We start from the raw sequence: 25,359 nt of genomic DNA, 5'->3' as shown, positions 1-25,359 counted from the left end.
CTCATGGCCGCGACGCTTCCCCCGCCCCGCCTCCTGCCCAGTGGCGACAGCGCCGTCACGGTCGAGTTCAGCCGTACCATCGACGATGCCGCCAACCAGCGCGTGCTGGCGCTCGACAAGGCGCTCGCAGCAAGCGCCATCGATGGCATTACCGAGACGGTGCCGACCTATCGCTCGCTGCTGGTGCATTACGATCCCGGCAAGATCGGCTTTGACGCGCTTTCCGAAAAGCTGCTCCCGATCGCCAGCCAGCCGCTGCCGCCTACCGCGAAGGCGCGGCGCTGGCGCATTCCCGTCGCCTACGGCGGCGAGCACGGCATCGATATCGAGGATGTCGCGAAGGCGCTCAAGACCACGCCCGACGACATCGTGGCCCGCCACACCGCCGGCGACTATTGCATCGCCATGATCGGCTTCACGCCGGGCTGGTCCTATCTCAGCGGGCTGGACGAATCCCTCCAGATGTCCCGGCGGCAGAATCCGCGGCTGCTGACGCCCGCCGGCACGATCGCCATCGGCGGCATCCAGACCGGCATCCAGTGCCTGGCCGGCCCAAGCGGCTGGCACCTGCTCGGCCGCACCCCGGTGCGGACCTATCAGCTCCACCGGAATCCGACCTTTCTGACCGAACCCGGTGATCGCGTGACGTTTTTCGCCATCGACCACAAGACCTTCGAAGAGCAGGACCGCGCCGCGGAAGCCGGCGAGATCATCGCCGAGCAGGTGGTCACATGAGCAGGCTCGTTGTTGGCAGCATTGGACCAGCGAGCTCCGTCCAGGACGGCGGGCGTCCGGGCGCACAGCGCTACGGCCTGACGCCGAGCGGCGCAATGGATCGCATGGCGCTGGCGGCGGCGAACACCCTTGTCGGCAACGAGCCGTTCGCGGCCACGGTCGAGATCGGCCCGTTCGGTGCCACGTTCACAGCCAAGGACGGCGCGGTGCGCGTCGCGATTGCCGGCGCGCCGCGCAATGCGGACATTGCCGGGCAAGCGGTGGCCATAGACACGTCCGTGACACTGAAGGACGGCGAGACGCTGACGCTCGGCTTCGCGCGCGGCGGCGCGTTCACCTATCTCGCGATCGAGGGCGGCATCAAGGGCGAGCCGGTGTTCGGTAGCCTCGCGGTGAACGCCCGCGCCGGCCTCGGCAGCCCCTACCCGCGTCCGCTTCAGGCTGACGACGAATTGGCTGTCGATGCCGCGAGCGGCGCGCCGGAACTGCGGATCGAATTGCCAAAGCCGTCGAGCGATCCGATCCGCGTCGTGCTGGGCCCGCAGGACGACGAGTTCGACGACGCCAACAAGGCGCTGTTCCTCGACAGCGAATGGAAGATCTCGGCGACCTCCGACCGCATGGGCTACCGGCTCGAGGGCCCCGCGATCAAGCATCTGCACGGCCACAACATCGTCTCCGACGGCACCGTCAACGGCAGCATCCAGGTGCCCGGCAACGGCGCGCCGATCGCGCTGATGATGGACCGCGGCACCTCCGGCGGCTATCCGAAGATCGCAACCGTGATCACGGCCGATGTCGGCCGTCTCGCCCAGACCTCGGCGGGAACGGCGTTCCGCTTCAAGGCCGTCAGCGTGGCCGAGGCGCAGGACGAGGCGAAGAAGTTCGCGCAAGCGATCCGCGCCCTGCCCGACCGCTTGCGCTCCGCCGACACCGTCGCGCTCAACATCGAGGCGCTCAGCGATGCCAACGTTGCCGGCCATGCGGTCAGCGCCGTTGATGCCGGGACGTGGCAGGTCGCGGCGGAGCCTTAAACCACAAGACGACCAGAGGCGGAGAGCAACCATGAAGACGATCGATCTCAATTGCGACCTCGGCGAAGGTTTTGGCGCGTGGGAGATGGGCAACGATGCCGCGATGATCGAGCTCGCAAGCTCGGTCAACGTCGCCTGCGGCTTCCATGCCGGCGATCCCGATATCATGCGCCGGACGGTCGAGCTGGCGAAGGCGCGCGGGGTCTCGGTCGGCGCACATCCCGGCTACCGCGACCTCCACGGTTTTGGCCGGCATCCGATCGCGGGCCTGAAGTCCTCCGAGATCGAGAACCTCGTCGCCTACCAGATCGGCGCGTTGCAGGCGATCGCGACGGCGGCCGGCCACAAGGTGACGCACGTGAAGGCGCATGGCGCGCTCTCCAACGTCGCCTGCGAGGACGACATGACGGCGAAGGCGATCGCGGCCGGCATCAAGGCGGTCGATCCCAGCCTGATCTTCGTCGTGCTCGCCAATTCAAAACTGGTGAAGGCCGGCGAGGATGCCAATCTGCCGATGGTGCACGAGGTGTTCGCCGACCGTGCCTATGAGGACGACGGCAACCTCGTCTCGCGCAAGAAGCCCGGCGCGGTGCTGCACGATGCCAAGGCGATCGCCGAACGCGTGGTGCGCATGGTGCAGGATGGCGCGGTGGTGTCGGTCACAGGCAAGGTCATCAAGATGCGCACGGACACTGTCTGCATCCACGGCGACACGCACGGCGCTGTCGATATCGCGCGCGGCTTGCGTCAGGCGTTGAAGGAGGCCGGGATCGAGGTCGCGCCGTTCAAGCGCGGGGCGTGATCAGAACGGGTGCACCGAGAGCGTGCCGAAGACGATCGCCGCAATGACGGCGAAGGCGCTGTAGAGCCCGATGTGATGGGCGTTCGCCGCAGTCCGACGCGAGAGCGAGCGCGCGTAGAAATGCAGCCTGGCTTCCGCCGATAGTTCGCGCATGGTCGATCTCCAACGCCCCATTTGCGCGATTATGAAGGGTCGACCCGGGTGGCGGGCAAGATGGCGGCGGAAATAGCGATGAGAGTTCTCTTCGAACGCCCGGTCGCAGGCGCAAATTCTCTCCGCCCGCGGGTTCCGAGAATCTTATTCGTTAAACTCCGAGCCAGATGGAACCGACGCGAATGACGATCTCATGACAGTCGGACTGACGCGTCAAACCCCCGCCGAACAAAAATGTCGAAAACAACCCCATGCACAGTAGCCGACGACTGACGGCGCAACGCCTTGCGTTTGCGCCGCCAGGACGATTCATCAAGCTCTCATCGCGCCTTAGTACACGTCAGCCTGAAAGCGGCCCGTCTTCTTGAGCTCGGCGACGAAACTGACGGCTTCGTCGGTCGAGCGCGCACCGAACTGGGCGACGATGTCGACCAGCGCACGCTCGACATCCTTGGCCATGCGCTTGGCATCGCCGCAGATGTAGAGGTGCGCGCCCTCGGCAAGCCACGTCCACACTTCGCGGCCGACCTCGCGCATGCGGTCCTGCACGTAGAACTTCTTCTCACCATCGCGCGACCAGGCCAGCGACATCCGCGTCAGGAGACCAGACGTCTTCATCGCGCTCAGCTCGTCCTGGTAGAAGAAGTCGCAATCGCTGCGCTGGTGGCCGAAGAACAGCCAGTTCTTGCCGGGCGCGCCGGTCGCCTTGCGATCGAGCAGGAAAGCGCGGAACGGCGCAATCCCCGTGCCGGGACCGATCATGATGACCGGCGTCTTCGGGTCCTCCGGCAGGCCGAAGCCGTGCGCCTTCTGCACATAGACCTTGAGCTTCTCGCCTTCATTGATGCGCTCGCCGAGGAAGGTCGAGGCCACGCCAATGCGCTTGCGCTTGCCGACGACGTAGCGCACGGAATCGACCGTGAGCGACAGCTTTCCGGGCGTTGCGTTATGCGACGAGGAAATCGAATAGAGCCGCGGCTGGAGCGGCTCCAGCGCCTCGACGAAGGCCTCGGGATGCGGCCGCGTGCCGGAGAACTTCTGAAGCGCCGCCATGACGTCGAGGGTGGCGGCATCGCCATCGGGATCCTCGCCCTGCGCCAGCGCCCTCGCCTTCTCGCGCTGCGCGCCGCCGGTGATGAAGGAGATCAATTCGAACAGCGTGTCAGGCGCCGGCGACAGCGAGACGTCGTCGATCAGCACCTGACGCAGCGTCTTGCCGTTGACCTTGGTCGTGTGCGAAGCGCCCAGCAGCGCGATGATCTGGTCGGCGAGGCCGACATCGTTGCGTGCGAACACGCCGAAGGAATCCCCGACAACGTAGTCGAGCTTGCTCTCGGAGAGATCGAACTCGATGTGATAGGTTTCCTTCTCCGAGGCGCCCTTGTTGAGAAGGTGCCGCGACAGGAAAGTTGCAGCGATCGGATTGTCGCGCGAGCGGCCGGGCTCGGCGATCGTCACGGTCACGGCTGGTGCTGCCGCGTCGAGAGCTTTCGTCGCCGGCGCCTTGTCCAGCTCTTCGTGCAGTGCCTTCAGCATCCGCGCGGTTTCCTTGCCACCGGGGACACAAAGGTTGAGCCGCGCTTCGCTGCGGGTGGCGATCGCTTCCGAATAGTCGTTGCAATTATAGCCGCACTGGCCGCAATCCTGCTGCGCCATCGCCGCCATCATCTTGCGGCGCACGGGGCGCCCTTCGGCGAGCTTCATGCGATCGGCAATCGGCATGGTCTGGTCGTGCCATGGCGCTTCGCCGTCGTCGCCGTCACCGGCTTGCATGATCGCGGCGCCCTGCTCTGCCGATAGTGGCGCCGCTGCATCAGGCGACAGCAGCCCGGCAAAGAATCCGTTCAGCCAGGAGCGCTGGGCATCGGAGAACGGTGCGCTCGCGGGAATGATATCGAGCTTGGGCGGAGGGCTGATCTGGTTCATGCGGACACCTCTGCATCGGCAAGCTTGCGCAGCGTCTCGCCGTCATGGCGGCGCGCAAAGGAGAGGAAGGTTTCGTCGGGAGACGAACGATGGGCGATGTAGGCCTTGAGCAGACCTTCGACCGTCTTCGGCGCGTCCTCGGCCTTGAGGTCGTGATAGACCTCCTGCCCGACATCCGCGTCAGGCCCGAACCCGCCACCGGTGAACAGGTGGTACCCCTCGACCGTGTCGTCCTCATTCACCGGCACCCTTGCCCCGATCAGACCGATGTCGCTGATGTAGTGCTGCGCGCAGGAATGGTGGCAGCCGGTGACGTGGATGTTGACCGGCGTATCCATCTCGACGCGGGGCTCGCACCAGTCGCCGATTTCGGCCGCGTGGCGCTTGGTATTCGAGGCAGCAAAGCGGCAGCCGGCATTGCCGGTGCAGGCGATCAGGCCAGCGCGGATATGCGAGGCCTCGACCGCGAGCCCGATCTGCTTGATCGCGGCAATGGCAAGCTCGACGTTCTCGTCGCGCACGCCCGGGATCAGCAGGTTCTGCCAGACCGTGAGACGAATTTCCCCGTCGCCGAGGTCCCGCGCGACCTTGGCGAGGCCCCGCATCTGATCGGAGGTGATCTTGCCGAGCGGCAGCGACACGCCGATCCAGTTCACATCCTCCTGCTTCTGCTTGTGCACGCCGATATGCGCCATGCGGTCCGACGCTGGGCGCGGGGCAAACGCTTCTTCCGGCACGCGCGTAAACGGCTTCTTCAGCCGCTCCTCGACGTGCCCAAGGAAGCCGTCATAGCCCATCGTATCGAGCACGTATTTCAGCCGCGCCTTGTTGCGGTTGGTGCGGTCGCCATGCTCGATGAACACGCGCACGATGGCGTCGGCAACAGCGGTGGCTTCTTCCGGCTTGACGATGATGTCGGAATACTTGGCGAAATCCTTGTGTCCGGTGATGCCGCCAAGGCCGAGGCGAAACCACACCCCGGGCTCGACGCCGAAACCATCCTTCACCTCGAACGCGGTGAATGCGATGTCGTTGGTCTCCTCGAGCACCGCGATCCTGCCGGCGCCGTCGAAGGCGACGTTGAACTTGCGCGGCAATCCGTACAGCGAGCGGTCATTCAGGATGTGATAGTGCCACTCGCGCGCATAGGGGCGCGTGTCGATCAGCTCCTGCGGATCGATGCCGGCCGTCGGCGTTCCCGTCACGTTGCGAATGTTGTCCGCGCCGGAGCCGCGTGAGCACAGGCCGAGGTCCTGGATACCCTCGATCAGCTTCACGGCGTTCTTCGGCGGGATCTCGCGAAGCTGAAGATTGGCGCGCGTCGTGACGTGGCTGAACGGGCCGCAGAGATCGTCGGCGAGATCGGCAAGGCCGGAGAGCTGCCAATGCTTCATGATGCCGTTGGGGATGCGCAGGCGGCACATGTAGGAGTCCTGCGTCGGGGCGACGTAGAAAATCCCGAAATAGCGCCAGCGGAAATTGTCCGCTGGACTCGGCGGCGCGTTGTCGAGCGCTTGCTGGCGCAGCCGCGGATAGGCATCGAAGGGATGCTCGTCGCGCTTGAATTTTTCCTGGTCGGCGAGCTTCTTGCCCGAGGCGATGACCTTGTCCTGCGCCTTGAGGTGCACGGCATCGGGACCGGTCGGCTCGGCATTTGCCTTGCCCGCGCCACCAAGGCCACGACCAACGCGGCTGATCTGGAGACCGGTCGTGAAGCCTTCGAGATAGCGCTTCTGCTCGTCGGTAAAGTCGACTGAGACGGTTTCGAGTTTCATGGTCGGTAACGAAGCTCCTGCGGCCACCTGGGTGGCATCGAGGGAATGGGACACGACCCGCGAGGAAACTCCGCTGGCTCAATGGCCTGCTTTGTTACCTAACGGTCCGATCAGCTTCGTTGCTGGGGACTTGGCTCAGCAGGCGTCTGTGACAGGCTGGCCGCACTGCAACATACAAGTTGCGTGCCAGCTTCGGCGGAATGGAAATTGTCGTGATTTCAAACGACTAGAAAGAGCCCGCGAAGCTGTCCATTCCGGAACTCTTCCGAAATTCGAGCAGGCGGCTCAAAATTTAGCCGATGACCCGGCTCGCCCAAAAACGGTGCAGGGCCGAATCACGCCTTCCAGCGGCGGACTTCGAAGGCCTCGAGGTGCCCACGAATGTCGTCGGGATCGAAGGCTGGACCGGCAAAAGCCCCGAACGGCGCAGGCGCTTCCGCGGGCTTTCCGTGGCCCAGGGCCGCGTCATAGAGATCGGGCCTGAACACGCTCATTGCAGTCTTGACGCCGTCCGGCGTCAGCGCCGTCTGTCCCCAGCGGACCATCTGCGCGTAGAGCCAGGCGGCCTGAACCGGATCGGGGCGCCCTGCCCCTTCGCGTCCGACCAGTAGGTAGCGGCCGCTTTCGCGGAAGGTGCCGTCGGGCGAGACCTTCAGGCGACCCGTCAGGGTGCGCTGGATGACTTCGGCATCGACGCCGATCCGCTCGGGCTGCGCCAAGATCCGCGCCGCCTCGGTCCGGTTTTCGGGAAGCTCGATGAACTCGGCCGCCTTCACTGCCGCTCGCACGAGGGCTGCGACCACATCCGGATTCTTGTCGGCCCAGGCTTGGCGAACCGCCAAAACTTTCTCCGCCGCGCGCTCGAGAATGTCGGAGACGAAATGCAGGATATGGCCGATGCCGAGATCGACCGCGACCGAGTTCCAGGGCGCGCCGACGCAGAACGCATCGACATGGCCGTTGGCGAGGCTGTCGACCATGTAGGGCGGCGGCAGCACGACCAGGCGCACGTCCTCGTCCGGATCGACGCCGGCCGCCGCCATCCAGAAGCGCAGCTGGTAATTATGGGTCGAGAACGGGAAGGTCATGCCGAAGGTCAGGGGCTCGGCCCCCGCCCTGCGACGCGAGGCAACCACCCGTGCGAGGGCTTTGGCGGTGACGAGCGGATCGGAACGATCGCCGTCGACCTCCGCCATCAGCGCGGCATGGAGCGCCGGCGATACCGTGATCGCGTTGCCGTTGATACCAAGATTGAAGGGCGCGGCGATCGGCACCTTGACGTGGCCGAGCCCGAGCGAGGACGCGATCGCAACAGGCGCGAGCAGATGCGCGGCGTCGAACAGGCCGATATTGAGCTTGTCGCGAACGTTGGACCAGGACACTTCGCGCACCAGCTCGACCTCGAGCCCTTCGGCCGCAGTAAATCCCTTGTCGACGGCCACGATCAGCGCGGCGGCATCGACCAGCGGGATGAACCCTATGCGGAGCGGTCCAGTCATTTCAGCATCTCCGACGCGGTGATGATCGACTGGGCGATCTCGCCGATTTTCTTCTTCTCGCGCATCGCGGTGGAGCGCAGCAGCACGTAGGCCTCGTCCTCGTTGAGGCCCTTGATCTTCATCAATATCCCCTTGGCCTTCTCGATGATCTTGCGGTCCTCGAGCTGCGACTTGGTGCGCTCCAGCTCCTCCTGGAGTTTTGCGAAGGCGTTGAAGCGGGACACGCAGAGGTCGAGGATCGGCTTGATGCGCTCCTTCTTCAACCCGTCGACGATGTAGGCTGAGACCCCCGCCTCCACCGAGGCCTGGATCGAAGCTGAATCGCTCTGGTCGACAAACATCGCGATCGGCCGGCGCACGGCACGGCTGACCTGGAACATCGCTTCGAGCACGTCGCGGCTGGGGTTTTCGAGATCGATCAGGATGATGTCGGGGTCGACGGCATAGATGCGCGCAAGAAGGCTCTGCATCTCGCTGATGTGGACGACCTGCGTAAACCCCGCCTCCCGCAGCCCCTCCTGGAGGATCGCGGCCCGGATCGGGCTCTCGTCGACAATCACGATTTTGGGCGACTGTTCGGCGTTCATTGCTCACTCACCACCCGGCGATTCATCCTTAGCACGCCGGAACGCCCTGCAAAGGGTTGTAATTAACGGCAATTAGGACTAGCTCCTGCCGATCAATCAGGCAGATTTTTGGATATGGAACAGACGGCTGCGCCCAAGGTCAGCTTCGTGTCGCTCGGGTGTCCCAAGGCATTGGTGGATTCCGAGCGGATCATCACGCGCCTGCGCGCCGAGGGCTATGAGCTCGCCCGCAAACATGACGGGGCCGACATCGTCATCGTTAACACCTGTGGCTTTCTCGACAGTGCCAAGCAGGAGTCGCTCTCGGCAATCGGCGAGGCCATGGCCGAGAACGGCAAGGTGATCGTGACCGGCTGCATGGGCGCCGAGCCCGAGCAGATCGAGCAGGCCTATCCCGGCGTGCTCTCGATCACCGGCCCGCAGCAATATGAGAGCGTGCTCGACGCCGTGCACCGCGCCCTGCCGCCTGCCCACAATCCGCATCTCGACCTGGTGCCGCCGCAGGGCATCAAGCTGACGCCGCGCCACTACGCTTATTTGAAGATCTCCGAAGGCTGCAACAACCGCTGCACCTTCTGCATCATCCCGAAGCTGCGCGGCGATCTGGTCTCGCGTCCGGCCAACGACGTGCTGCGCGAAGCCGAGCGCCTGGTCGATGCCGGCGTCAAGGAGCTGCTCGTCATCTCGCAGGACACCTCGGCCTATGGCGTCGATCTGAAATATGCCGAGAGCCCGTGGAAGGACCGCCAGGTCCGCGCCAGATTCCTCGACCTCGCGCGGGAGCTCGGCGAGCTCGGGGCCTGGGTCCGGCTGCAATACGTCTACCCCTATCCGCATGTCGACGAGGTCATCGCGCTGATGAACGAGGGCAAGGTGCTGCCCTATCTCGACATCCCGTTCCAGCATGCGAGCCTCGAGGTTCTGAAGGCGATGAAGCGCCCGGCGGCGCAGGACAAGACGCTGGCGCGGATCAAGCGCTGGCGCGAAGAGTGCCCCGATCTCGCCTTACGCTCGACCTTCATCGTCGGCTTCCCCGGCGAGACCGATGCCGATTTCGCTTATCTGCTCGACTGGCTCGATGAGGCCGAGATCGATCGCCTCGGCTGCTTCAAATACGAGCCGGTCGCCGGCGCGACGTCGAATGCGCTCGAAGGTGCCGTGCCCGCTGAGATCAAGCAGGAGCGCTACAATGCGCTGATGGCGCGCCAGCAGAAGATCTCCGCACGCAGGCTGAAGCGCAAGGTCGGCACGCGCCAGCAGATCATCATCGACGAGGTCGGGCCGACGGTGGCAAAAGGCCGCTCCAAGGCGGATGCACCGGAGATCGACGGCGCGGTCTATCTCACCAGCCGCCGGCCCTTGCGCGTCGGCGAGATCGTCACCGCGAAGATCGAACGCGCGGATCAATACGATCTGCACGGCAGTGTCGCGGGGTTCTGACGGCGCTTCCCCGCTGGTCTCAAACCACTGTCGCCCGGTAAATGCCGTCTTCGCCGAAGTGATAGAGATGGTTGCCGCGCCCGTGCAATCGGCCGGGTGGACGGCCTGAGCCGTCGGGCATCAACAGGCGTGCTCGCTTGGTATATAAGACCCCCTCTCGATCTAATTGTCCGATATGCGCGGTCTCAGAGGACTCCTGATACTGCGAGGAGAAGAGGATTTCGGTCGCTGACATCGCGAACGCATGACAGCCTTGTAGCTCCGTTTGCCACCAGCTCAATTGGAAATCAGCGCCAATCTTGCAGATCGGGAAATCCGAGTAGAAGAAAATGGCAGCGTCTGCGCCTGTCACATTGAGCGCGTAGCAGTCGTCAATTGTGTGGTCCGCATCTGCTGGAAATTCCCAGACTTTCTCTCCCAAATCCGAGAAACAAACCAGACCGGCCTGCCCGACCGAACTGCCAAAAACACCCTCGTCGAAATACCCAACCCAGATCCGGCCACGCTGATCGATCTGGAGATCGCTAATGCCGTCGCCCAGGCCGACGCGGCTTGCTTGCCCGGTCTGGGGATCGAAGATGATTCCATTCAGATTGTAGTCCGTCTCGACCTGGAAGTTCCATCTGGAGCTCGCCAGCAGGACGCGACCGTCGGGAAAGAGGTCGATCTTGGAGGCGTGGAGTTCAAGGGGAGGCAGATCGATCCATAGCTCCGATCCGGCATTCGACTTAAGCAAACGGTAACATTTCAACCTGCCCATCTTCGGATGTGGCAGTACGCCAGAGGCGCGCAACGCAGTCGCTGTCGATGCGCCACCGTCCGAGAACTCGAACAAGAACAGCAGCGACTGGTCGCCCGCAACCCCGCTTGCAGTGAGCGAAAATCCGGGAAGCGTCGGCGCGGTGCCAATCTTCTCGAACTGTATTGATCTGATCAAACCAGCCCCCCCGATGCTGCCCCGAGGCAGCATCACCAAGCACGCGTCGGGCGCAAGGGCGAAGTAGCGATCAGGCTTCAGTCAGCCATTTCGGCACCCAGCGCTCGGGGCGCGGAGCGCGGGCGAGATCGGCTTTGGCTTCGGACAGCAGCGCCGGCTCGCCATCGATGGTCGGGCGCACATCGTACTCGAAGTTCGGCATGACCCGGCCCTCGGCGTAGAGCCCAAAGCTCATCGCGTGCCACAGCCCGAGCTCGGGCTGCGTCCGCCGCATGTCTTCGCGCAATTCGCGCAGCAGGGATTCGATCGAACCGGATTCCTCGAATGGCTGCGGCCCGCGCGTGAGGATCCGCGCCTGGTATTGCTTGCCGACGATCGCCACTTCGAAACGGGTCTTGTCCCAGTCGTTCTTGCCTTTCGGCAGATGCGCAGCAAGCCGCCAGCCGAGCTCGGCCATCATCCGGTGATTGGCCCAATAGTCTTCGCGATCCCGGCTCCATTTCTCGACGAAGCCGCGAAAGTCGGGCAGGTCTGACGAATGATCTTCGGGCGCTACCCTCTCGTCGGTCGGCCGTCCGGCGAGCCATTGCGCCAACGCGACGGTCTGACACTCGACCTCGTCGTGTGGCCGCAGATCGTGCCAGGCCTTGTCGAACTGCTGTGACGTGAGTTTCGCGAGCAACCCGTCGAGGGTCGGCGCCAGCAATTGATAGTCGCCCTCCGACCCCAGCCCGACGATCGGGGGATCGTCGCGGTCGAGACCGGCGCCATACCAGCCGCCGACGGCGGAGCCATCGGGCAAGCGCATGAATAGCGCGAAGCGGTCGCGCAGCGGACTGCCGTCGAAGATCGGTGCCTGGTCGGAGAACTGGCCTTGCAGCGAAAAGCAGCCGACGCTGCCCCAGGGACGCCCGTTCAGCCAGCCGGCAAAATCCAGCAGCAGGGGTGGCGCCTCGATGCCCGGCGGAAACGCGCCGTGAATGCTGTCGAGGTCGATCGGGTAAGGCGTGTCGGACAAGGCTGAAAACTATCTGGTTGGTCCCGCCCTTTTGGTCTCGCCGGTGGTGCGTCCGGTTCGAACCAATTCGCGTTGGCTGATCACAAACGCGCTAGAGGCTTGATGGTTTCCATCGAGCGACGCGCAGTTGTTCAAGGCCCGGCGCTCGCGGGCGCGCCGGTTGGTACGAAGTGCGGACGCGACAAACTGCGCACTTTTTTCCTAAAGCCGAGCGCAACACGATGCACGCCAGGCGGGTGTTTCGCAAAAGGCCTGCTTGACAAACCCTGCCATTCGCATGTATTGCCGCGCCCCATGATCAATTCTCGGACCCACCTGCGCCAAGCCATGCGTCGTCGCTCCCGCGACGATGACGGGTTGCGCCATGTCCGACGACGCCGCTGAAGCACTGAATTCAGCTTAGTTTTCGAGAAGGCCGCACCCGCAAAGTGCGGCCTTCTTGCATTCTGCGTCCATTTTCCAACCGCCCCAGATCTTCGCTAACCCAAGAGGAGTTCGACATGACCACCGCCACCCATCCGTATGATGCGCTGATGGACATCACTGCACGGCCCAAGGCCGTGTTCGTCCGCGGCGCCGGCTCCTACCTGTGGGATGACAGCCGCAAGCGCTATCTCGATTTCGTGCAGGGCTGGGCCGTGAACTGCCTTGGCCACTCGCCGCCGGCGATTGCGGACGCGCTCGCCGCACAAGCCAAGCGGCTGCTGACGCCGAGCCCGGCGTTCTACAACGAGCCGAGCCTCAAGCTCGCGCAGGCGCTCGTCGACAACAGCGCCTTCGACCAGGTGTTCTTTGCCAATTCCGGCGCGGAGGCCAATGAGGGCGCGATCAAGCTCGCGCGCAAATATGGCAGCCTGCACAGGAACGGCGCATTCGAGATCATCAGCTTCGAGGGCGGCTTTCACGGCCGGACGCTCGCCACCATGTCCGCGTCGGGCAAAAAGGCGTTCGAGCCGCTGTTCGAGCCGAAGGTAGCGGGCTTCAAGAAGGCCAAGCTCAACGACATCGCCTCCATCGCAAGGCTGATCAACGACAACACTGTCGCTGTGATGCTGGAGCCGATCCAGGGCGAGTCCGGCGTGTGGCCGGCGACCGATCAGTTTTTGCAGGAACTGCGCGCGCTCACCGAAGCGCATGGCCTGCTGCTGATCTTCGACGAGATCCAGACCGGCATGGGCCGGACGGGAAAGCTGTTCCACTATGAGCACACCGGCATCGCGCCCGACATCATGACGCTCGGCAAGGGCATCGGCGGCGGCGTGCCGCTCGCAGCTCTGCTTGCGACCGAACGCGCTGCCTGTTTCGAGCACGGCGACCAGGGCGGCACGTTCAACGGCAACCCGATCATGTGTGCGGCCGGACTTGCGGTTCTCGAAGAGATCAGCAGGCCGGAGTTCCTGAAGGCGGTCGCCGAGACCGGCCTGCTGCTCGAAAGCGAGCTGCAGAAGGTTTCGGCGCGGCACGGCCTCGGTGAAGTCCGCGGCCGCGGCCTGTTGCTCGCGCTCGACCTCAAGCTGCCGATCGCGCCTGGCATCGTCGCACAAGCGTTCGAGGCCGGCGTGCTCCTCAACGCACCGCAGGTCGACGCGCTGCGCTTCATGCCGGCGCTGAACGTGACGAAGGGAGAGATCGCAGAGATGATCGATTGTCTCGACGGGATTTTAACCAAGGCCGGCGCAGCCAGACGCGTGGCGTAGGGTGGGCAAAGCGAAGCGTGCCCACCATTCAAAACCGTCGTTGCGAAATGGTGGGCACGGCGCTTCGCGCCTTTGCCCACCCTACGAAAGCTGTCTCAACCGACGATGACGGAAAAACTACGGCTTCAAAATCGATGCGCCGGTGGTGTTGCGGCTTTCGAGATCGATATGCGCCTTCGCGGCGTCCTTCAGGGCGTAGGCGTGGTTGATCGGCACGTGCAGCTTGCCATTGATGACGGCGGCGAACAGCGTGTCGGCGCCCTCCAGAAGCTCCTTGCGCGTGCCGATGTAATCGTTGAGCTTCGGCCGCGTCGCAAACAGCGAGCCGTGATTGTTGAGCTCGGCGATCGAGAACGGCGGTACGGGACCTGAGGCATTGCCGAAGGAGACGAACATGCCGCGCGGCTTCAGGCAGGACAGCGAGCCCGGGAAAGTCGCCTTGCCGACGCCGTCATAGACGACGTCGCAGCCCTCGTTGCGGCTGATTTGCTTCACGCGCGCGACGAAATCTTCCTCGTTGTAGAGAATGACGTGATCGCAGCCATTGGCCTCGGCAATCTCCGCCTTGGCCCGCGAACCGACCGTGCCGATCACGTGCGCCCCAAGCGACCTCGCCCATTGGCAGGCAAGCAGGCCGATGCCGCCGGCCGCGGCGTGGATCAGCACGCGGTGATGCGGCTCGACCTTGAAGGTCTTGTGCAGGAGATACCAGACCGTCAGGCCCTTGAGCATCAGCACGGCGCCCTGCTCATAGGTGATGTGGTCGGGCAGCTTGACCAGCTTCTCCCAGGGGATGTTGCGCTCGCTCGTGTACGCACCGAGATTATGGTAGTAGGCGACGCGGTCGCCGGGATGGAAATTCGTCACGCCGGGTCCGACCGCAACGACTTCGCCCGCGGCCTCGTTGCCGGCGATGAAGGGCAACCCCGGCGCCTTGTAGAGGCCGGTGCGGTAATAGACGTCGATGAAGTTCAGCCCGACCGCATGCTGGCGGATGCGCACCTCGCCGCTCGCCGGCGCCGGCACCTCGACGCTCTCATAGACCAGCGCTTCGGGGCCTCCGACCTTGTGCACACGGACCGCTTTGGTCATCGCCTAGGCTCCTCGTCTTCTTGCTCTCGGTCGTCCTGACAGCAAGCGAAAGACATCGCGCCCGCCTTGTCAACTCGACGCCGGGTGGAACGCCTAAACCGACGGCTTGCCGGCCTTCTTGCGGTTGCTCTTGGCGAGCACGTTGAAGAACTCCACCGCCGCCGAGAACGCAATTGCGAAATAGATGTAGCCGCGCGGGATGTGGAATTTGAATCCGTCCGCAACCAGCGCAACGCCGATCAGCACCAGGAACGCCAGTGCCAGCATTTTCGTGGTCGGATGCTCCGCGACGAATCGCGCCACCGGTCCCGACGAAATGTACATGATCAGGCAGGCGATCACGACGGCCGCGATCATGATCTCGATGTCCTGCGCCATGCCGATCGCGGTGATGATCGAATCCAGCGAGAACACGATGTCGATGACGACGATCTGGGCGATCACCCAGAAGAAGGCATTGCGGCCGGATTTGCCGTCGCCCTCGCCGCCATCGGCTTCCACCTCGGCATGGATCTCGTGCGTCGCCTTCGCGATCAGGAACAGGCCACCGCCGATCAGGATCAGGTCGCGCCAGGAGAAGTCGTAGCCCTTGAAGGCAAACACCGGCGCGGTCAGACCGATCAGCCAGACCAGCAGGCTGAGCAGGATGATGCGGAAGATCAGCGCCAGCCCCAGCCCGATCTGGCGGGCGCGGTGGGCCTGCTTCTCGGGGATGCGCGAGACAATCACCGACAGGAAGATGACGTTGTCGATGCCGAGCACGATCTCAAGCGCGGTCAGGGTCAGCAGCGCGGCCCAGGCCTCGGGGCTGGTCAACAAATGCATCATGCGAACGATCTTGCCAGCCGGATCATGGCGTCGCTGAAGGTGATCCAGAGCGCGATCGCGCAGAGCGCAATCGTCACGCCGGCGCCGACCCGAAAATCCATCTCCAGCGCATAGAGGGCGAGCAGCGCCCAGATCGCGATCAGCGACATCGTCAGCCAGCGCAGCCGGACGACACGGACCGGATGCAGCACGTGGAACGGAACGAAGGTCAGCACCACCAGGGCTGCGACCAGCAGTGTCGACAACAGCGGCGACCAGTGCAGCAGGAACAGGTAGAACGCCGCCGCATTCCACAGCGCCGGAAAGCCGCGAAAGTGATTGTCGTCGGCCTTCATGCGCAGATCGGCGAAATAGAGCGCGCTGGTGACGATGATGGCGATACCGAGCAATGGAGCGGCCACCGGCAGCAACAGGCCGCTGGCAACGATCGCGTAGGCCGGCACGAAGACATAGGTGAGGAAGTCGACCACGAGATCGAGCACGTCGCCCGACCAGTTCGGTTGCACGTCCTTGACGTTCAGCCGGCGCGCGATCGGCCCGTCGATCGCATCGATGATCAGGGCCACGCCCAGCCATTGAAACATCGCCGCCCAATGCTCGCGCACGGCCTCCAGCATCGCCAGCAGCGCGATCGCCGCCCCGAACGCGGTGAAGATGTGCACCGAAAACGCCGCGGCGCGGATCGCGGTCGTCGGCTTGAGGGAATCCTCTTGGCTGTCCATGGCTTCTGCTACCAGAATGGGACCGATTTGCACATCCGCCATCGCGGCGATCGGCCGCGCAATTCGCCACAAAATCAAGGAAATATAGGTGGGCTTGAATTTGCCGCGGAGCATGTCATGTGTCGTTCCATGACAGATGGATCGGCACTCTTTGACGCAGCAATCGTCGGCGGTGGACCGACTGGGCTCGCGGCGGCAATTGCATTGGCGCAAGCCGGCGCACGGACGGCGCTGGTGGCGCGGCGCCTGCCCTATGCCGACAATCGCACCACTGCGCTGTTAGGTGCCTCCGTCGGTCTGCTGGAGAGCCTCGACGTCTGGCCGCGCTGCAAGGACAAGGCGGCCGCGCTCGAAACCATGCGGCTCGTCGACGACACTGGCCGGCTGTTCCGCGCGCCGGAGGTCCGGTTCTCCTGCCGTGAGATCGGCCTCGACGCCTTCGGCTACAACATCGACAACCGCTCGCTGATGCTGGCGCTGGAGGCACGCGCGGCCGAGTTGCCCGCACTCGTCCGTTTCGACGATGAAGCCGAAAACGTCCTGATCGAAGCCGATGATGTCGCGATCCGCACGGCTTCCGGACAATTTTTGACGGCGCGGCTCGTGGTCGGCGCCGACGGCCGGCATTCGCTGTGCCGGGAGGCCGCCGGCATCGCGGTGACGCGGCGCGAGCTTGCGCAGACGGCGCTGACCTTCAACGTCAGCCATGCCAGGCCGCATCGCAACGTCTCGACCGAGTTCCACACGCCGCACGGGCCGTGCGTGTTCGTGCCCCTGCCCGGCAACCGCTCCAGCATTGTCTGGGTTTCGGCACCTGCCGAGGCCGAACGGCTTCGCGCCCTGAGCGACGAGGAACTGTCCGCTGCGATCGAGAAACAGTCGCATTCCATTCTGGGACGGATGACGGTCGAGCCCGGCCGCAACCTGTTCCCGCTGGCGATCGAGCGGCCCAAATCCTTTGGCCGCGACCGCATCGCGCTGGTTGGCGAAGCCGCCCATGTGGTGCCTCCGATCGGCGCCCAGGGCCTCAATCTCGGTCTTCGCGATGCCGCCGATATTGCGAGGCTCGCGGGCGAAGCGATCGCGGCCGGCGACGATCCCGGTGCGGCCGAAGTGCTCAAGCGCTACGACCGGGCGCGGCGTCCGGACATCCTGAGCCGGACGTTTGCGATCGACATCGCCAACCGCTCTCTGCTCAACGACTTCCTGCCGCTCCAACCGGTCCGTGCGGTCGGCATGCAGCTGCTCGGCGCCATTGGCCCGCTGCGGCGCTTGGCGATGCGCGAAGGGCTGACGCCAACCTGGCGCAAGTAGCGTCTTACGGAAACGCCAGGCGGCCGGTCTGGAGCAACCACATCACGCTGGTCAGCGTCACCACGGACGCAAACGTCCCAAGCAGCACGGCGACGGAGGCGGATTCGATCCAGGCATCGTTCTGCCGGGCGATGACGAACACGTTCAGCGCCGGCGGCAGCGAGGCCATCAGCACGGCTGTGGCAGCCCAGGGCTGCGCGAACGGGCCGAACGTCAGCATCAGTGCGAACGACAGGAGCGGATGGATCAGGAGCTTGACCGCGATCACGCCCGGCACCTCCCACGGGACCCGATCGAACGGCCGCAACGCCACTGTCACACCGAGCACGAACAACGCCGTCGGAGCCGCCGCGTTCTGGAGGAAGGTGATGGTGCGATCGAGCGCGACCGGCAGTTCGATATGCAGTGCTGCGACCGCCGCGCCAAAACAGGCCGACATGATCAGCGGGTTGAGCACGATCTGCTTGAGCACGACGCCGAAGGCATGCACGATCGAGGGATGGTCGCGGTCGGAGAGCTCGATCAGCAGCGGCACGATCGAGAACAGGAAGATGCTGTCGCAGCAGAAGATCAGCGCGGTCGGCGCCGACGCCTTCGCTCCGAGCACGGCCAACGCCAGCCCCGGCCCCATGTAACCGATATTGCCATAGCCGCCGGAGAGGCCCGCGAGCGTCGCCTCGCGCAGCGTCAGCCGGCCGAGAAGCTTGCCGACAACGAGCGCGATGGCGAACGCTGCGACCGTCGACAGCGTGGTCGCAACCAGGAACGGCGGGTTGTTCAATTCCGAGAATGGCGTCTTCGACATGATCGCAAACAGCAGCGCCGGCAGCGACACATAGAGCAGGAAGAAGTTCATCCAGGCGAGGCCCGATTCCGGCAGCGATTTGGCCTTGCCGCAGGCGAAACCGACGAAGATCAAGCCGAAATAAGGTAGTGCCAGATTGAGGATATCGACCATTGATGAAGTATTTTCTGAAGGCTTGGGGGCTATCTGCCCCACAACGGCAGGTTAATTCCAAATCAGGCCACTAGCATCGGCCACAATCCTGGTCTATCGACGGGGAATGATTAAAGCGCGGACCGCCAAATTCCAGATCGGACAGGTCGTTCGCCACCGGATCTTCTCGTTCCGGGGCGTGATTTTCGACATCGATCCGGAATTCAACAACACCGAGGAATGGTGGCTTTCGATTCCTGAAGAGGTACGGCCTCACAAGGATCAGCCGTTCTACCACCTGCTCGCGGAGAACGCGGAGTCGGAATACGTCGCCTATGTCTCCGAACAGAACCTCTTGCCCGACGATTCCGGCGAGCCGATCCGCCATTCCCAGGTCGCCGAGATCTTCGTCAAGGACAAGACCGGCGGCTACCGCCCGCGCAATCCCTCGCTGAACTAGATTTGGTTTTGACGAAACGCTCTGAAGTTTCGGCGCGCCAACAAGCGGCCAGCAAAAAAGGCGCTCGAACCGAGCGCCTTTTTCATGTCCGGGATTTGAGCCCCGATTACTTCTGAGCGGTTGGAGGTGCGCCGGGCGCGCCACCGTTTTGCTCGAGCTTCTTGCGCTGCTCGTCAGCCTTCTTCTGAAGCTCTTCCTGGAGCTTCTTCTGGGTTTCCTCGAACACCTTCGGATCGGTCGGCGGACCGTCATAGGCCTTCTGGAATTCGCCGGCGAGCGGCAGCGGCAGGGTCAGCGGCGCGCCGTTGGCGTTGATCGCCTGCACCACGAGGTTCTGACCCTTCTTCATGTTGGCGAGAAGCTCAGGCGTCGCCTCGTAGTCGGACATGCAGCCGTTCTGGAAGCAGATCACATACGGGCTCTGGAGCGGCGGATTGTTGTCCACGATGATGCGGGTACCGTGCACGAGTTGCATGCCGAGCGGCAGCGTCACGCGCAGGATCTTCTTGGGCTCGCCTTCCGGCTCGATGATCACGGCCGCGATGACCGGCTGGCCCGATTCGATGCGACCGTCCTTGCCGGTGAAGCAGACCTGCTTGGCGTTGGCGTCCTGGCCCTTGAGGCAGAACTTGGTCCAGGGCGCATAGATCAGCTGGATCTGCTGATCAGCGGGCTGGGCCGCGCCCTGCTGCGCCGGAGCGCCCGCAGCGGGCGCTGGCTGGGCCGGCGCCTGAGCAGCCGGCGCTGGAGCCTTGGGGGCAGCCTTCGGAGCCGCTTTCGGGGCGGGCGCCGCCTTCGGCGCGCCCGGAGCCGGTGCGGGGGTCTGGGCTTCAGCGGCAAACGGAACGGCCAACGCCGTCGCCGTCAACAGGGCGAGAAGTCGCCCGCGCGGCCGGACGGACGCGGCCAAGTAACGGAAATTCATTGCGGAAAACCCTTTCTGAACGGGAAGTGCCCCGAACCGCTCCGAAGCGCCGAACCGAGCCGCCTGGCGCGGCTCTCTCCCCGTCAATTGAGGCAGATAAGTGACGGGCTCGGCGCTCCTGCGCGATTGCCCGCCTTCTTAGCGTGGCCGACGGAAAGATCAATGCCGACAAGCGTCTTTGACCGAATCCGGGCCCGCGCTCAGTGAAATCCCTGTGATAGGATTCAGGCCCGCCGGTCCTCGAATCAGCGTGTCGCGATGTTCATGTTCCAGCGCCTGCTCGAGGGCACCGGTGTCCGCCTTTGCGTCCTTGCCTTGGCGCTCACCGTTGGGCTCCCGGCTGGCCGCGCACGGGCCGAGGAAGCCCACGCGATCGCCATGCACGGCCAGCCCGCGCTGCCTGCCGATTTCACCCACATGCCCTATGCCAACCCCGACGCGCCCAAGGGCGGCCGGCTGACCTGGGGCCTCCTCGGCAGCTTCGACAGCCTCAACCCCTTCATCGTGAAGGGATTGGCCGTGCAGCAGATGCGCAGCTACGTGGTCGAGAGCCTGCTTGCGCGCGGCCAGGATGAGCCGTTCACGCTCTATGGCCTGCTCGCCAAGACCGTCGAGACCGACGACGAGCGGACCTATGTCACGTTCCGCCTCGATCCCCGCGCCCGCTTCTCCGACGGCAAGCCGGTGCTCGCCGAGGACGTGCTGTTTTCCTGGCAGCTTCTGCGCGACCACGGCCGCCCGAACCTTCGGCAATATTACGCCAAGATCGCCAAGGCCGACGCGCCCGATCCCCTCACAATCCGCTTCGACCTCGCAGGCGCCAATGACCGCGAATTGCCGCTCATCCTCGGCCTGATGCCGATCCTGCCGAAGCATGCAGTCGACGTCGCGACTTTCGAGGAGACGACGCTGACCGGGCCGGTCGGCTCGGGCCCCTACCGGGTCACGGCGGTGAAGCCCGGCGCCAGCGTCACGCTGACCCGCAATCCCGACTATTGGGGCCGTGACCTTCCTATCAATCGCGGGCTCTACAATTTCGACGAGATCAGGCTCGACTATTTTCGCGAAGCCAACGGCCAGTTCGAAGCCTTCAAGCGCGGCCTCTATGATTTTCGCGTCGAGAACGAGCCGCTGCGCTGGCACGACGGCTATGATTTTCCGGCAGCCAAGAGCGGCGAGGTGATCCGCGACACCGTCAAGCCCGGTGTGCCGCAGCCCTCGGAATTCCTGGTGTTCAACACAAGGCGGCCGACCTTCGCCGACATCCGCGTGCGCCAGGCGCTGACGCTGCTGTTCGATTTCGAGCTGGTCAACCGCAACTATTTCTTCTCCCTCTATTCGCGCGTCGCCGGCTATTTCGCAGGCTCGGACCTCTCGGCCTATGGCCAGCCCGCGGATGCGCGCGAGCGCGAGCTGCTCAAACCCTTTGCCGCGCAGATTGCGCCCGACATCATGGACGGCAGCTACCGCCTCCCCGTCACCGACGGCTCGGGGCGCGACCGCACCACGCTGCGCGCGGCGCTGAAGCTGCTGTCGGAGGCCGGCTATGATCTCGACGGCACCGTGCTGCGCAACCGCGCGACCAAGGCGCCCCTCACCTTCGAGATATTGGTCACGACCCGCGACCAGGAGCGCATCGCGCTCGCCTTCCAGCGTGACCTCAAGCGCGCCGGCATCGAGCCGAGCGTGCGATCGGTCGATCCCGTGCAGTTCGACCAGCGCCGGCTGGCTTACGAGTTCGACATGATCCAGAACCGCTGGGACCAATCGCTCTCGCCCGGCAACGAGCAATATTTCTATTGGGGCAGTGCGGCCGCCGACAACCCGGGCACCCGCAACTACATGGGCGCCAGGGATCCCGCGGTCGACGCCATGATCGGCGCCCTCCTGGAGGCCCGTGATCATACGGCCTTCGTCTCGGCGGTGCGGGCGCTCGACCGGGCGCTGATTGCAGGCTTCTACACAATCCCCCTGTTTAACGTCTCCGAGCAATGGATCGCGCGGTGGAATCGGATAGAACGACCATCGACCACCGCGCTCTCCGGCTATCTGCCGGAGACCTGGTGGTCGAAGGGTCCGCCTCCAGCAAAGTGACGCCGTGAACCAGCCAGCCGTATCGCCGACGCTCGACACGCTGTTCCAGCGCACGCTGACGCGGCAGCCGCACGCGCCCGCCTTGCTCGATCCCCTCAACAAGGCCCGCGTCACCGGGCACCAGCCGCGGCGGCTGACCTATGCCGAGGCCGATACCGCAATCGAAGCGCTGTCGGCGCATTTCGTCGAATCGGGCCTGCCGGCCAATTCCGTCATCGCGGTCCAGCTGCCGGCTACGGTCGAGTTCGTGCTGACGGTGCTCGCCGCCCATCGCGCCGGCCTCGTGGTCGCTGTGCTGCCGCTGCTCTGGCGGCATGCGGAGCTGACCGCCGCGCTCAACCGCACCGCGGCGCGCGCCGTCGTCACCATGAGCAAGGTCGACGGCGTCAGCTATTGCGACCTAGCAATGCATGCCGCGGCGGAAGCCTTCTCGATCCGCCACGTCTTCGGTTTCGGCTCCGACCTGCCCGAAGGCATGGCCTCGCTCGACGAGGTGCTGGCGCGCCCGCCCGGCACCACGCGCGCCGTGATCCAAGACGGCCGCAAGGCGGCCATGATCTCCTTCGATGTCACGGCGGAGGGCTTTCGTCCGGTGCCGCGGCCGCATTTCAGCCTGATCGCCGGCGGGCTCGCGATGTCGCTCGAAGCCGACATCAAGCAGGGCGCGACCGTGATGGCGGCGTTCGCGCCGATGTCGTTCGCAGGCCTCGCCTCCTCGCTCGCGGTTTGGCTGCTCTGTGGCGGCACGCTGGCGCTGCATCATCCCTTCGAGAGCGATGTGCTGGAGCAACAGATCAACGAGCACGAATGCGACGTGCTGATCGCGCCGGCCCAGCTCGCTTTGCGCCTCGGCGATTCCGACCTTGCGGCGCGGATGCCGACCTTGCGCAACGTCATCGGCCTCTGGCGCGCGCCGGAACAGGTAGCGGCAAGTGAAGCCTGGATCGCGCCGCATGCGCCGCTCACGGACGTCTATCTGTTCGGCGAGGCCGGGCTGTTCGGCGCAAGGCGTGGCGAGGACGGCATGCCGGTGGCGGTGATGCCCGGCCCGCACGGCGCCCCGCGCGAGCAGTCCGGATCCTCGATCGCCGGCGACATCCTGCTGACCCCAAAGGGCACGCTCGGCCTGCGCGGACCGATGGCGCCGATCGCGGCCTACGCCCCGCCGCAGCCGGTTGGCGACACGCTGATCGCGCAGCCGCCGCGCGACTATGTCGACACCGGCTATGCCGCACGGATCGACCGTGCCAGCGGGGCGATCTGCATCACCGCGCCGCCCTCCGGCATCATGGCGGTCGGCGGCTACCGCTTCCTCTCCAACGACCTCCAGGAATGGGCGCGACGGCTCGGCCAGGGCGCGCTTTTGACGGCGCTGCCCGACCGGCTCTCAGGTCACCGGCTGGCGGGCCGGGCCCAGGACAATGCCCGCGCCCGCGAAGCGCTCAGCGAACTCGGGCTTAACCCTCTGATGGTCGAGGCTTTTCGCGACCGCTCCGGTCCGGTTTGAGCGCAGTTTCGGCTCGTTCGTTGACGCTGCATTAAGGCGGCCAAACTAGATTGCGCAGCATCGATGGCGTGATCAGAGTTTGTGATGTCCCAGGCGGGCCCGATCCTCTTTGTGTCCAATGCCGAACGCCCGGCCTTCATTGCGGCGCTGGATGAGGCGCGACTCTTTCCGATCGTCGACAGCGATTGGGCGAGCGCCGCGCGCGCCGTCGAGCAGGTGCAGCCGGCCGCCGTTCTTGCCGCGATGCATGGCGGGCACGAACCGCATATTGCGCTGCTTGCGAAGAAGATCGCGGACCAGCCGCTCTATCTGCCACTGATCGCCATGGATGCGCAGGGCACGCTGCCCCACAACGCCCTGCCCTTCGCCTCACGCGGTGGCAATGCCGACCGCCTGACGGCACGGCTGCGCGCCGCGATGCGCGTGCGCACGCTGCATGCCACGGTGCTGCGCCGGCTGCCGGAAATGAAGGTTGCGCCGCCGGAGACGGATCCCGTGCGCGATGCCACCGTGCTCCTGATCGGCCGCGGCACGGCTTACCCCGCACTCTCTGTCGCGCTCGGCGAACGCATGGGCGTCATCGGCGCACTCTCGATCGAGGCCGCCGCAAAGCATCTCAACTCCCGCGACATCGACGGCGTCGTGCTCGCCGAAGGTTTTACCCCGCGCGTCACGGATGCCTTCCTCACGGTGCTCGCCGAGGACACCCGCTTCCGCAACCTGCCCGTCGTCGTCACCGCGCACCAGCTCGTGCAGAGCTACGATCTGCCCAATCTCGAGTTGATCTCGGGCGAGCCGCCAAAGGTCGCCGCCAACGCGTTGCCGCTGATCCGCCAGCATGCGATGGAAGCGCAACTGAGCCGCACGCTGCGCTCGATCGACGCCGGCGGCTGGCTCGACCCGCGCAGCGGCCTCCTGACGGTGGAAGCCTTCGCCCGCGATTTTTCCAAGGCGGTCGAGCAGACGCTCGCTCGCGGCGGCGGCCTGTCGGTGGCGCGCTTCGCCTTCGATCCCGGCAATCCTCGCGCCCAACTCGACGCCGCGCGGATCCTGAGCCGCCTGATGCGGCAGATGGATTTTGGTGCCGCGCAGAAGGACGGCTCGGTGGTCGTCGTGTTCGCCGAGACCGACTTCCGCACTGCCCACATGATCGCCCGCCGCCTCTCCGCGGTGATGCGGCACACCAGTCACGGCAAGAACGAGATGCACAGCGACCCCGTCGTCAGTGTGGATTCGTTGTCGTCGTCGGATACGGCAAGATCGCTGCTGGGGCGGCTCTCCGCCGACGCGTCGCGCGCGGCGTCGTAACGGCTTTCGTAGCAACCATTAAAGCGCGCCCGATTGCCGGCGAGCATGACGCCGTGCTTGCGGCCGTCAAGGCGTGGCCTGGCGGCAGCGGAGATGGGGTTGGGCCGGAGCGACGGCCAGCCTTGACGGCCGCGGCGCGCGGCGTCTTTGTGACGGCAGGTCGGGACGAAGAAACGGTGCTTCGGCCGAACAAAGAAACGCGGTCAGATGGCTGGCGGGCTGGCGACTTCAGGCGATTCTTTTTGCCAGGGTGTGCCGCGGGCTACGACTGTGTTGGCGAAAATCAGCAGCTTTCTGGCGCAAGCGATCCGAGCGCGCTTGTGCTCCTTGCCGGCCCCAGTCAGCTTTTTATAGAACGCGATCAGCTGCGGATTCCAGCGAAAGGACGCCGGTAGCGCCGCATTGAACAGCGCGCGGCGCAGCCGTTCACGCCCGCCCGCAATGTGACGGACGCCGACGTGATTGCCGCTGTCATCGTCATAAGGGGCAAGCCCTGACAGTGCGGCGGCTTGTTCGCGCGTGATCTGACCGATCTCGGGCATCCGCACCAGAATGATAATCGCGGTCTT

23 protein-coding genes are annotated in these 25,359 nt (G+C 64.8%); 10 read left to right on the top strand and 13 right to left on the bottom strand.

What is annotated here, in order from left to right:
* Nucleotides 1-3: 3 nt before the first annotated feature.
* The 3 genes from pxpB to UB31_RS06595 are packed head-to-tail and all read left to right on the top strand — an operon-like array spanning nt 4 to nt 2,571.
* On the top strand, nt 4-735 hold the full coding sequence (pxpB, locus tag UB31_RS06605) for a 5-oxoprolinase subunit PxpB (protein ID WP_045010282.1): 732 nt from the start codon (nt 4-6) through the stop codon (nt 733-735).
* Nucleotides 732-1,769, top strand: coding sequence for a 5-oxoprolinase subunit C family protein (locus tag UB31_RS06600; protein WP_045010281.1), 1,038 nt, complete (start codon nt 732-734; stop codon nt 1,767-1,769). Before pxpB ends, UB31_RS06600 begins: the two co-directional genes overlap by 4 nt.
* A 31-nt stretch (nt 1,770-1,800) precedes the next feature.
* On the top strand, nt 1,801-2,571 hold the full coding sequence (locus tag UB31_RS06595) for a LamB/YcsF family protein (RefSeq protein ID WP_045007413.1): 771 nt from the start codon (nt 1,801-1,803) through the stop codon (nt 2,569-2,571).
* On the opposite strand, the gene UB31_RS41210 is transcribed toward UB31_RS06595, so the two are convergent.
* The 5 genes from UB31_RS41210 to UB31_RS06575 form a co-directional block, all read right to left on the bottom strand.
* Nucleotides 2,572-2,724 carry a hypothetical protein gene (locus tag UB31_RS41210; RefSeq protein WP_187434626.1) on the bottom strand — a complete coding sequence of 51 codons (153 nt, stop codon included), beginning with the start codon at nt 2,722-2,724 and terminating at the stop codon, nt 2,572-2,574. It lies immediately after the preceding gene.
* A gap of 330 nt (nt 2,725-3,054) precedes the next feature.
* Nucleotides 3,055-4,650 (bottom strand): sulfite reductase subunit alpha, encoded by a 1,596-nt coding sequence (locus tag UB31_RS06590; protein WP_045010280.1) that lies wholly within the window; start codon nt 4,648-4,650, stop codon nt 3,055-3,057.
* Nucleotides 4,647-6,425, bottom strand: coding sequence for a NirA family protein (locus UB31_RS06585; RefSeq protein ID WP_045010279.1), 1,779 nt, complete (start codon nt 6,423-6,425; stop codon nt 4,647-4,649). The genes UB31_RS06590 and UB31_RS06585 overlap by 4 nt, the downstream gene beginning before the upstream one ends.
* A gap of 335 nt (nt 6,426-6,760) precedes the next feature.
* Nucleotides 6,761-7,924, bottom strand: a complete 1,164-nt coding sequence (locus tag UB31_RS06580) for a CmpA/NrtA family ABC transporter substrate-binding protein (protein WP_045010278.1) — start codon at nt 7,922-7,924, stop codon at nt 6,761-6,763.
* The gene (locus UB31_RS06575; protein WP_045010277.1) at nt 7,921-8,511 is read right to left on the bottom strand and encodes an ANTAR domain-containing response regulator; all 591 of its coding nucleotides are present in this window, start codon (nt 8,509-8,511) and stop codon (nt 7,921-7,923) included. The genes UB31_RS06580 and UB31_RS06575 overlap by 4 nt, the downstream gene beginning before the upstream one ends.
* 114 nt (nt 8,512-8,625) lie before the next feature.
* Here UB31_RS06575 and rimO point away from each other — a divergent pair, with 114 nt between their 5' ends.
* Nucleotides 8,626-9,951 (top strand): 30S ribosomal protein S12 methylthiotransferase RimO, encoded by a 1,326-nt coding sequence (rimO, locus tag UB31_RS06570; protein ID WP_045010276.1) that lies wholly within the window; start codon nt 8,626-8,628, stop codon nt 9,949-9,951.
* A 19-nt stretch (nt 9,952-9,970) separates the two neighbouring features.
* Here rimO and UB31_RS06565 read toward each other — a convergent pair whose 3' ends face one another.
* Both UB31_RS06565 and UB31_RS06560 read right to left on the bottom strand, forming a co-directional pair.
* Nucleotides 9,971-10,921 carry a YxiH-YxzG fusion protein gene (locus tag UB31_RS06565; protein ID WP_245305961.1) on the bottom strand — a complete coding sequence of 317 codons (951 nt, stop codon included), beginning with the start codon at nt 10,919-10,921 and terminating at the stop codon, nt 9,971-9,973.
* A gap of 37 nt (nt 10,922-10,958) precedes the next feature.
* Entirely contained in the window at nt 10,959-11,906 is a 948-nt protein-coding gene (locus UB31_RS06560) for a hypothetical protein (RefSeq protein WP_045010275.1), read from the bottom strand.
* A gap of 500 nt (nt 11,907-12,406) precedes the next feature.
* Here UB31_RS06560 and UB31_RS06555 point away from each other — a divergent pair, with 500 nt between their 5' ends.
* On the top strand, nt 12,407-13,603 hold the full coding sequence (locus UB31_RS06555; RefSeq protein ID WP_045010274.1) for an acetylornithine transaminase: 1,197 nt from the start codon (nt 12,407-12,409) through the stop codon (nt 13,601-13,603).
* A 117-nt stretch (nt 13,604-13,720) separates the two neighbouring features.
* Here the strand turns inward: UB31_RS06555 and UB31_RS06550 are convergent, their stop codons facing one another.
* From UB31_RS06550 to pcsA, 3 genes are all read right to left on the bottom strand, one after another.
* Nucleotides 13,721-14,695, bottom strand: coding sequence for a quinone oxidoreductase family protein (locus UB31_RS06550; RefSeq protein WP_045010273.1), 975 nt, complete (start codon nt 14,693-14,695; stop codon nt 13,721-13,723).
* 93 nt (nt 14,696-14,788) lie between these two features.
* Nucleotides 14,789-15,523: a TerC family protein gene (locus UB31_RS06545; protein WP_045010272.1), complete on the bottom strand. Its 735-nt coding sequence runs from the start codon at nt 15,521-15,523 to the stop codon at nt 14,789-14,791.
* Entirely contained in the window at nt 15,520-16,287 is a 768-nt protein-coding gene (gene pcsA / locus UB31_RS06540) for a phosphatidylcholine synthase (protein ID WP_045010422.1), read from the bottom strand. Before pcsA ends, UB31_RS06545 begins: the two co-directional genes overlap by 4 nt.
* 87 nt (nt 16,288-16,374) lie before the next feature.
* Here pcsA and UB31_RS06535 point away from each other — a divergent pair, with 87 nt between their 5' ends.
* The gene (locus UB31_RS06535; RefSeq protein WP_045010271.1) at nt 16,375-17,559 is read left to right on the top strand and encodes a UbiH/UbiF family hydroxylase; all 1,185 of its coding nucleotides are present in this window, start codon (nt 16,375-16,377) and stop codon (nt 17,557-17,559) included.
* Nucleotides 17,560-17,563: 4 nt separating this feature from the next.
* On the opposite strand, the gene UB31_RS06530 is transcribed toward UB31_RS06535, so the two are convergent.
* Nucleotides 17,564-18,517, bottom strand: coding sequence for an AEC family transporter (locus tag UB31_RS06530; RefSeq protein ID WP_045010270.1), 954 nt, complete (start codon nt 18,515-18,517; stop codon nt 17,564-17,566).
* A 106-nt stretch (nt 18,518-18,623) separates the two neighbouring features.
* On the opposite strand from UB31_RS06530, the gene hspQ reads away from it, so the two are divergent.
* On the top strand, nt 18,624-18,956 hold the full coding sequence (gene hspQ, locus UB31_RS06525; RefSeq protein WP_045007424.1) for a heat shock protein HspQ: 333 nt from the start codon (nt 18,624-18,626) through the stop codon (nt 18,954-18,956).
* Nucleotides 18,957-19,062: 106 nt separating this feature from the next.
* Here the strand turns inward: hspQ and UB31_RS06520 are convergent, their stop codons facing one another.
* On the bottom strand, nt 19,063-19,881 hold the full coding sequence (locus UB31_RS06520; RefSeq protein ID WP_045010269.1) for an invasion associated locus B family protein: 819 nt from the start codon (nt 19,879-19,881) through the stop codon (nt 19,063-19,065).
* 258 nt (nt 19,882-20,139) lie between these two features.
* Here UB31_RS06520 and UB31_RS06515 point away from each other — a divergent pair, with 258 nt between their 5' ends.
* From UB31_RS06515 to UB31_RS06505, 3 genes are all read left to right on the top strand, one after another.
* Nucleotides 20,140-21,975 (top strand): extracellular solute-binding protein, encoded by a 1,836-nt coding sequence (locus tag UB31_RS06515; protein WP_045010268.1) that lies wholly within the window; start codon nt 20,140-20,142, stop codon nt 21,973-21,975.
* A gap of 4 nt (nt 21,976-21,979) precedes the next feature.
* On the top strand, nt 21,980-23,482 hold the full coding sequence (locus tag UB31_RS06510; protein WP_045010267.1) for a class I adenylate-forming enzyme family protein: 1,503 nt from the start codon (nt 21,980-21,982) through the stop codon (nt 23,480-23,482).
* An 84-nt stretch (nt 23,483-23,566) separates the two neighbouring features.
* On the top strand, nt 23,567-24,790 hold the full coding sequence (locus tag UB31_RS06505; RefSeq protein ID WP_045010266.1) for a hypothetical protein: 1,224 nt from the start codon (nt 23,567-23,569) through the stop codon (nt 24,788-24,790).
* Between the two features lie 203 nt (nt 24,791-24,993).
* Here the strand turns inward: UB31_RS06505 and UB31_RS06500 are convergent.
* A partial coding sequence (locus UB31_RS06500; protein ID WP_045010198.1) for an IS110 family transposase occupies nt 24,994-25,359 on the bottom strand: 366 nt, incomplete at its 5' end.

Source organism: Bradyrhizobium sp. LTSP849 (genome assembly GCF_000938255.1).
Lineage (GTDB): Bacteria > Pseudomonadota > Alphaproteobacteria > Rhizobiales > Xanthobacteraceae > Bradyrhizobium.
Note: the sequence above shows the minus strand (reverse complement) of the source record. Positions and strands in the feature narration are given on the sequence as shown.

Excerpts from the sequence above, each read along its gene's own strand:
- UB31_RS06520 (WP_045010269.1), bottom strand. The coding sequence starts at position 19,881 with ATGAATTTCCGTTACTTGGCCGCGTCCGTCCGGCCGCGCGGGCGACTT.
- UB31_RS06585 (WP_045010279.1), bottom strand. The coding sequence starts at position 6,425 with ATGAAACTCGAAACCGTCTCAGTCGACTTTACCGACGAGCAGAAGCGC.
- UB31_RS06575 (WP_045010277.1), bottom strand. The coding sequence starts at position 8,511 with ATGAACGCCGAACAGTCGCCCAAAATCGTGATTGTCGACGAGAGCCCG.
- UB31_RS06550 (WP_045010273.1), bottom strand. The coding sequence starts at position 14,695 with ATGACCAAAGCGGTCCGTGTGCACAAGGTCGGAGGCCCCGAAGCGCTG.
- UB31_RS06535 (WP_045010271.1), top strand. The coding sequence starts at position 16,375 with ATGACAGATGGATCGGCACTCTTTGACGCAGCAATCGTCGGCGGTGGA.
- UB31_RS06565 (WP_245305961.1), bottom strand. The coding sequence starts at position 10,921 with ATGCTGCCTCGGGGCAGCATCGGGGGGGCTGGTTTGATCAGATCAATA.
- rimO (WP_045010276.1), top strand. The coding sequence starts at position 8,626 with ATGGAACAGACGGCTGCGCCCAAGGTCAGCTTCGTGTCGCTCGGGTGT.
- UB31_RS06580 (WP_045010278.1), bottom strand. The coding sequence starts at position 7,924 with ATGACTGGACCGCTCCGCATAGGGTTCATCCCGCTGGTCGATGCCGCC.
- UB31_RS06595 (WP_045007413.1), top strand. The coding sequence starts at position 1,801 with ATGAAGACGATCGATCTCAATTGCGACCTCGGCGAAGGTTTTGGCGCG.
- UB31_RS06505 (WP_045010266.1), top strand. The coding sequence starts at position 23,567 with ATGTCCCAGGCGGGCCCGATCCTCTTTGTGTCCAATGCCGAACGCCCG.
- UB31_RS06600 (WP_045010281.1), top strand. The coding sequence starts at position 732 with ATGAGCAGGCTCGTTGTTGGCAGCATTGGACCAGCGAGCTCCGTCCAG.
- UB31_RS06590 (WP_045010280.1), bottom strand. The coding sequence starts at position 4,650 with ATGAACCAGATCAGCCCTCCGCCCAAGCTCGATATCATTCCCGCGAGC.
- hspQ (WP_045007424.1), top strand. The coding sequence starts at position 18,624 with ATGATTAAAGCGCGGACCGCCAAATTCCAGATCGGACAGGTCGTTCGC.
- UB31_RS06545 (WP_045010272.1), bottom strand. The coding sequence starts at position 15,523 with ATGATGCATTTGTTGACCAGCCCCGAGGCCTGGGCCGCGCTGCTGACC.
- UB31_RS06515 (WP_045010268.1), top strand. The coding sequence starts at position 20,140 with ATGTTCATGTTCCAGCGCCTGCTCGAGGGCACCGGTGTCCGCCTTTGC.
- UB31_RS06555 (WP_045010274.1), top strand. The coding sequence starts at position 12,407 with ATGACCACCGCCACCCATCCGTATGATGCGCTGATGGACATCACTGCA.
- pxpB (WP_045010282.1), top strand. The coding sequence starts at position 4 with ATGGCCGCGACGCTTCCCCCGCCCCGCCTCCTGCCCAGTGGCGACAGC.
- pcsA (WP_045010422.1), bottom strand. The coding sequence starts at position 16,287 with ATGGCGGATGTGCAAATCGGTCCCATTCTGGTAGCAGAAGCCATGGAC.
- UB31_RS41210 (WP_187434626.1), bottom strand. The coding sequence starts at position 2,724 with ATGCGCGAACTATCGGCGGAAGCCAGGCTGCATTTCTACGCGCGCTCG.
- UB31_RS06530 (WP_045010270.1), bottom strand. The coding sequence starts at position 18,517 with ATGGTCGATATCCTCAATCTGGCACTACCTTATTTCGGCTTGATCTTC.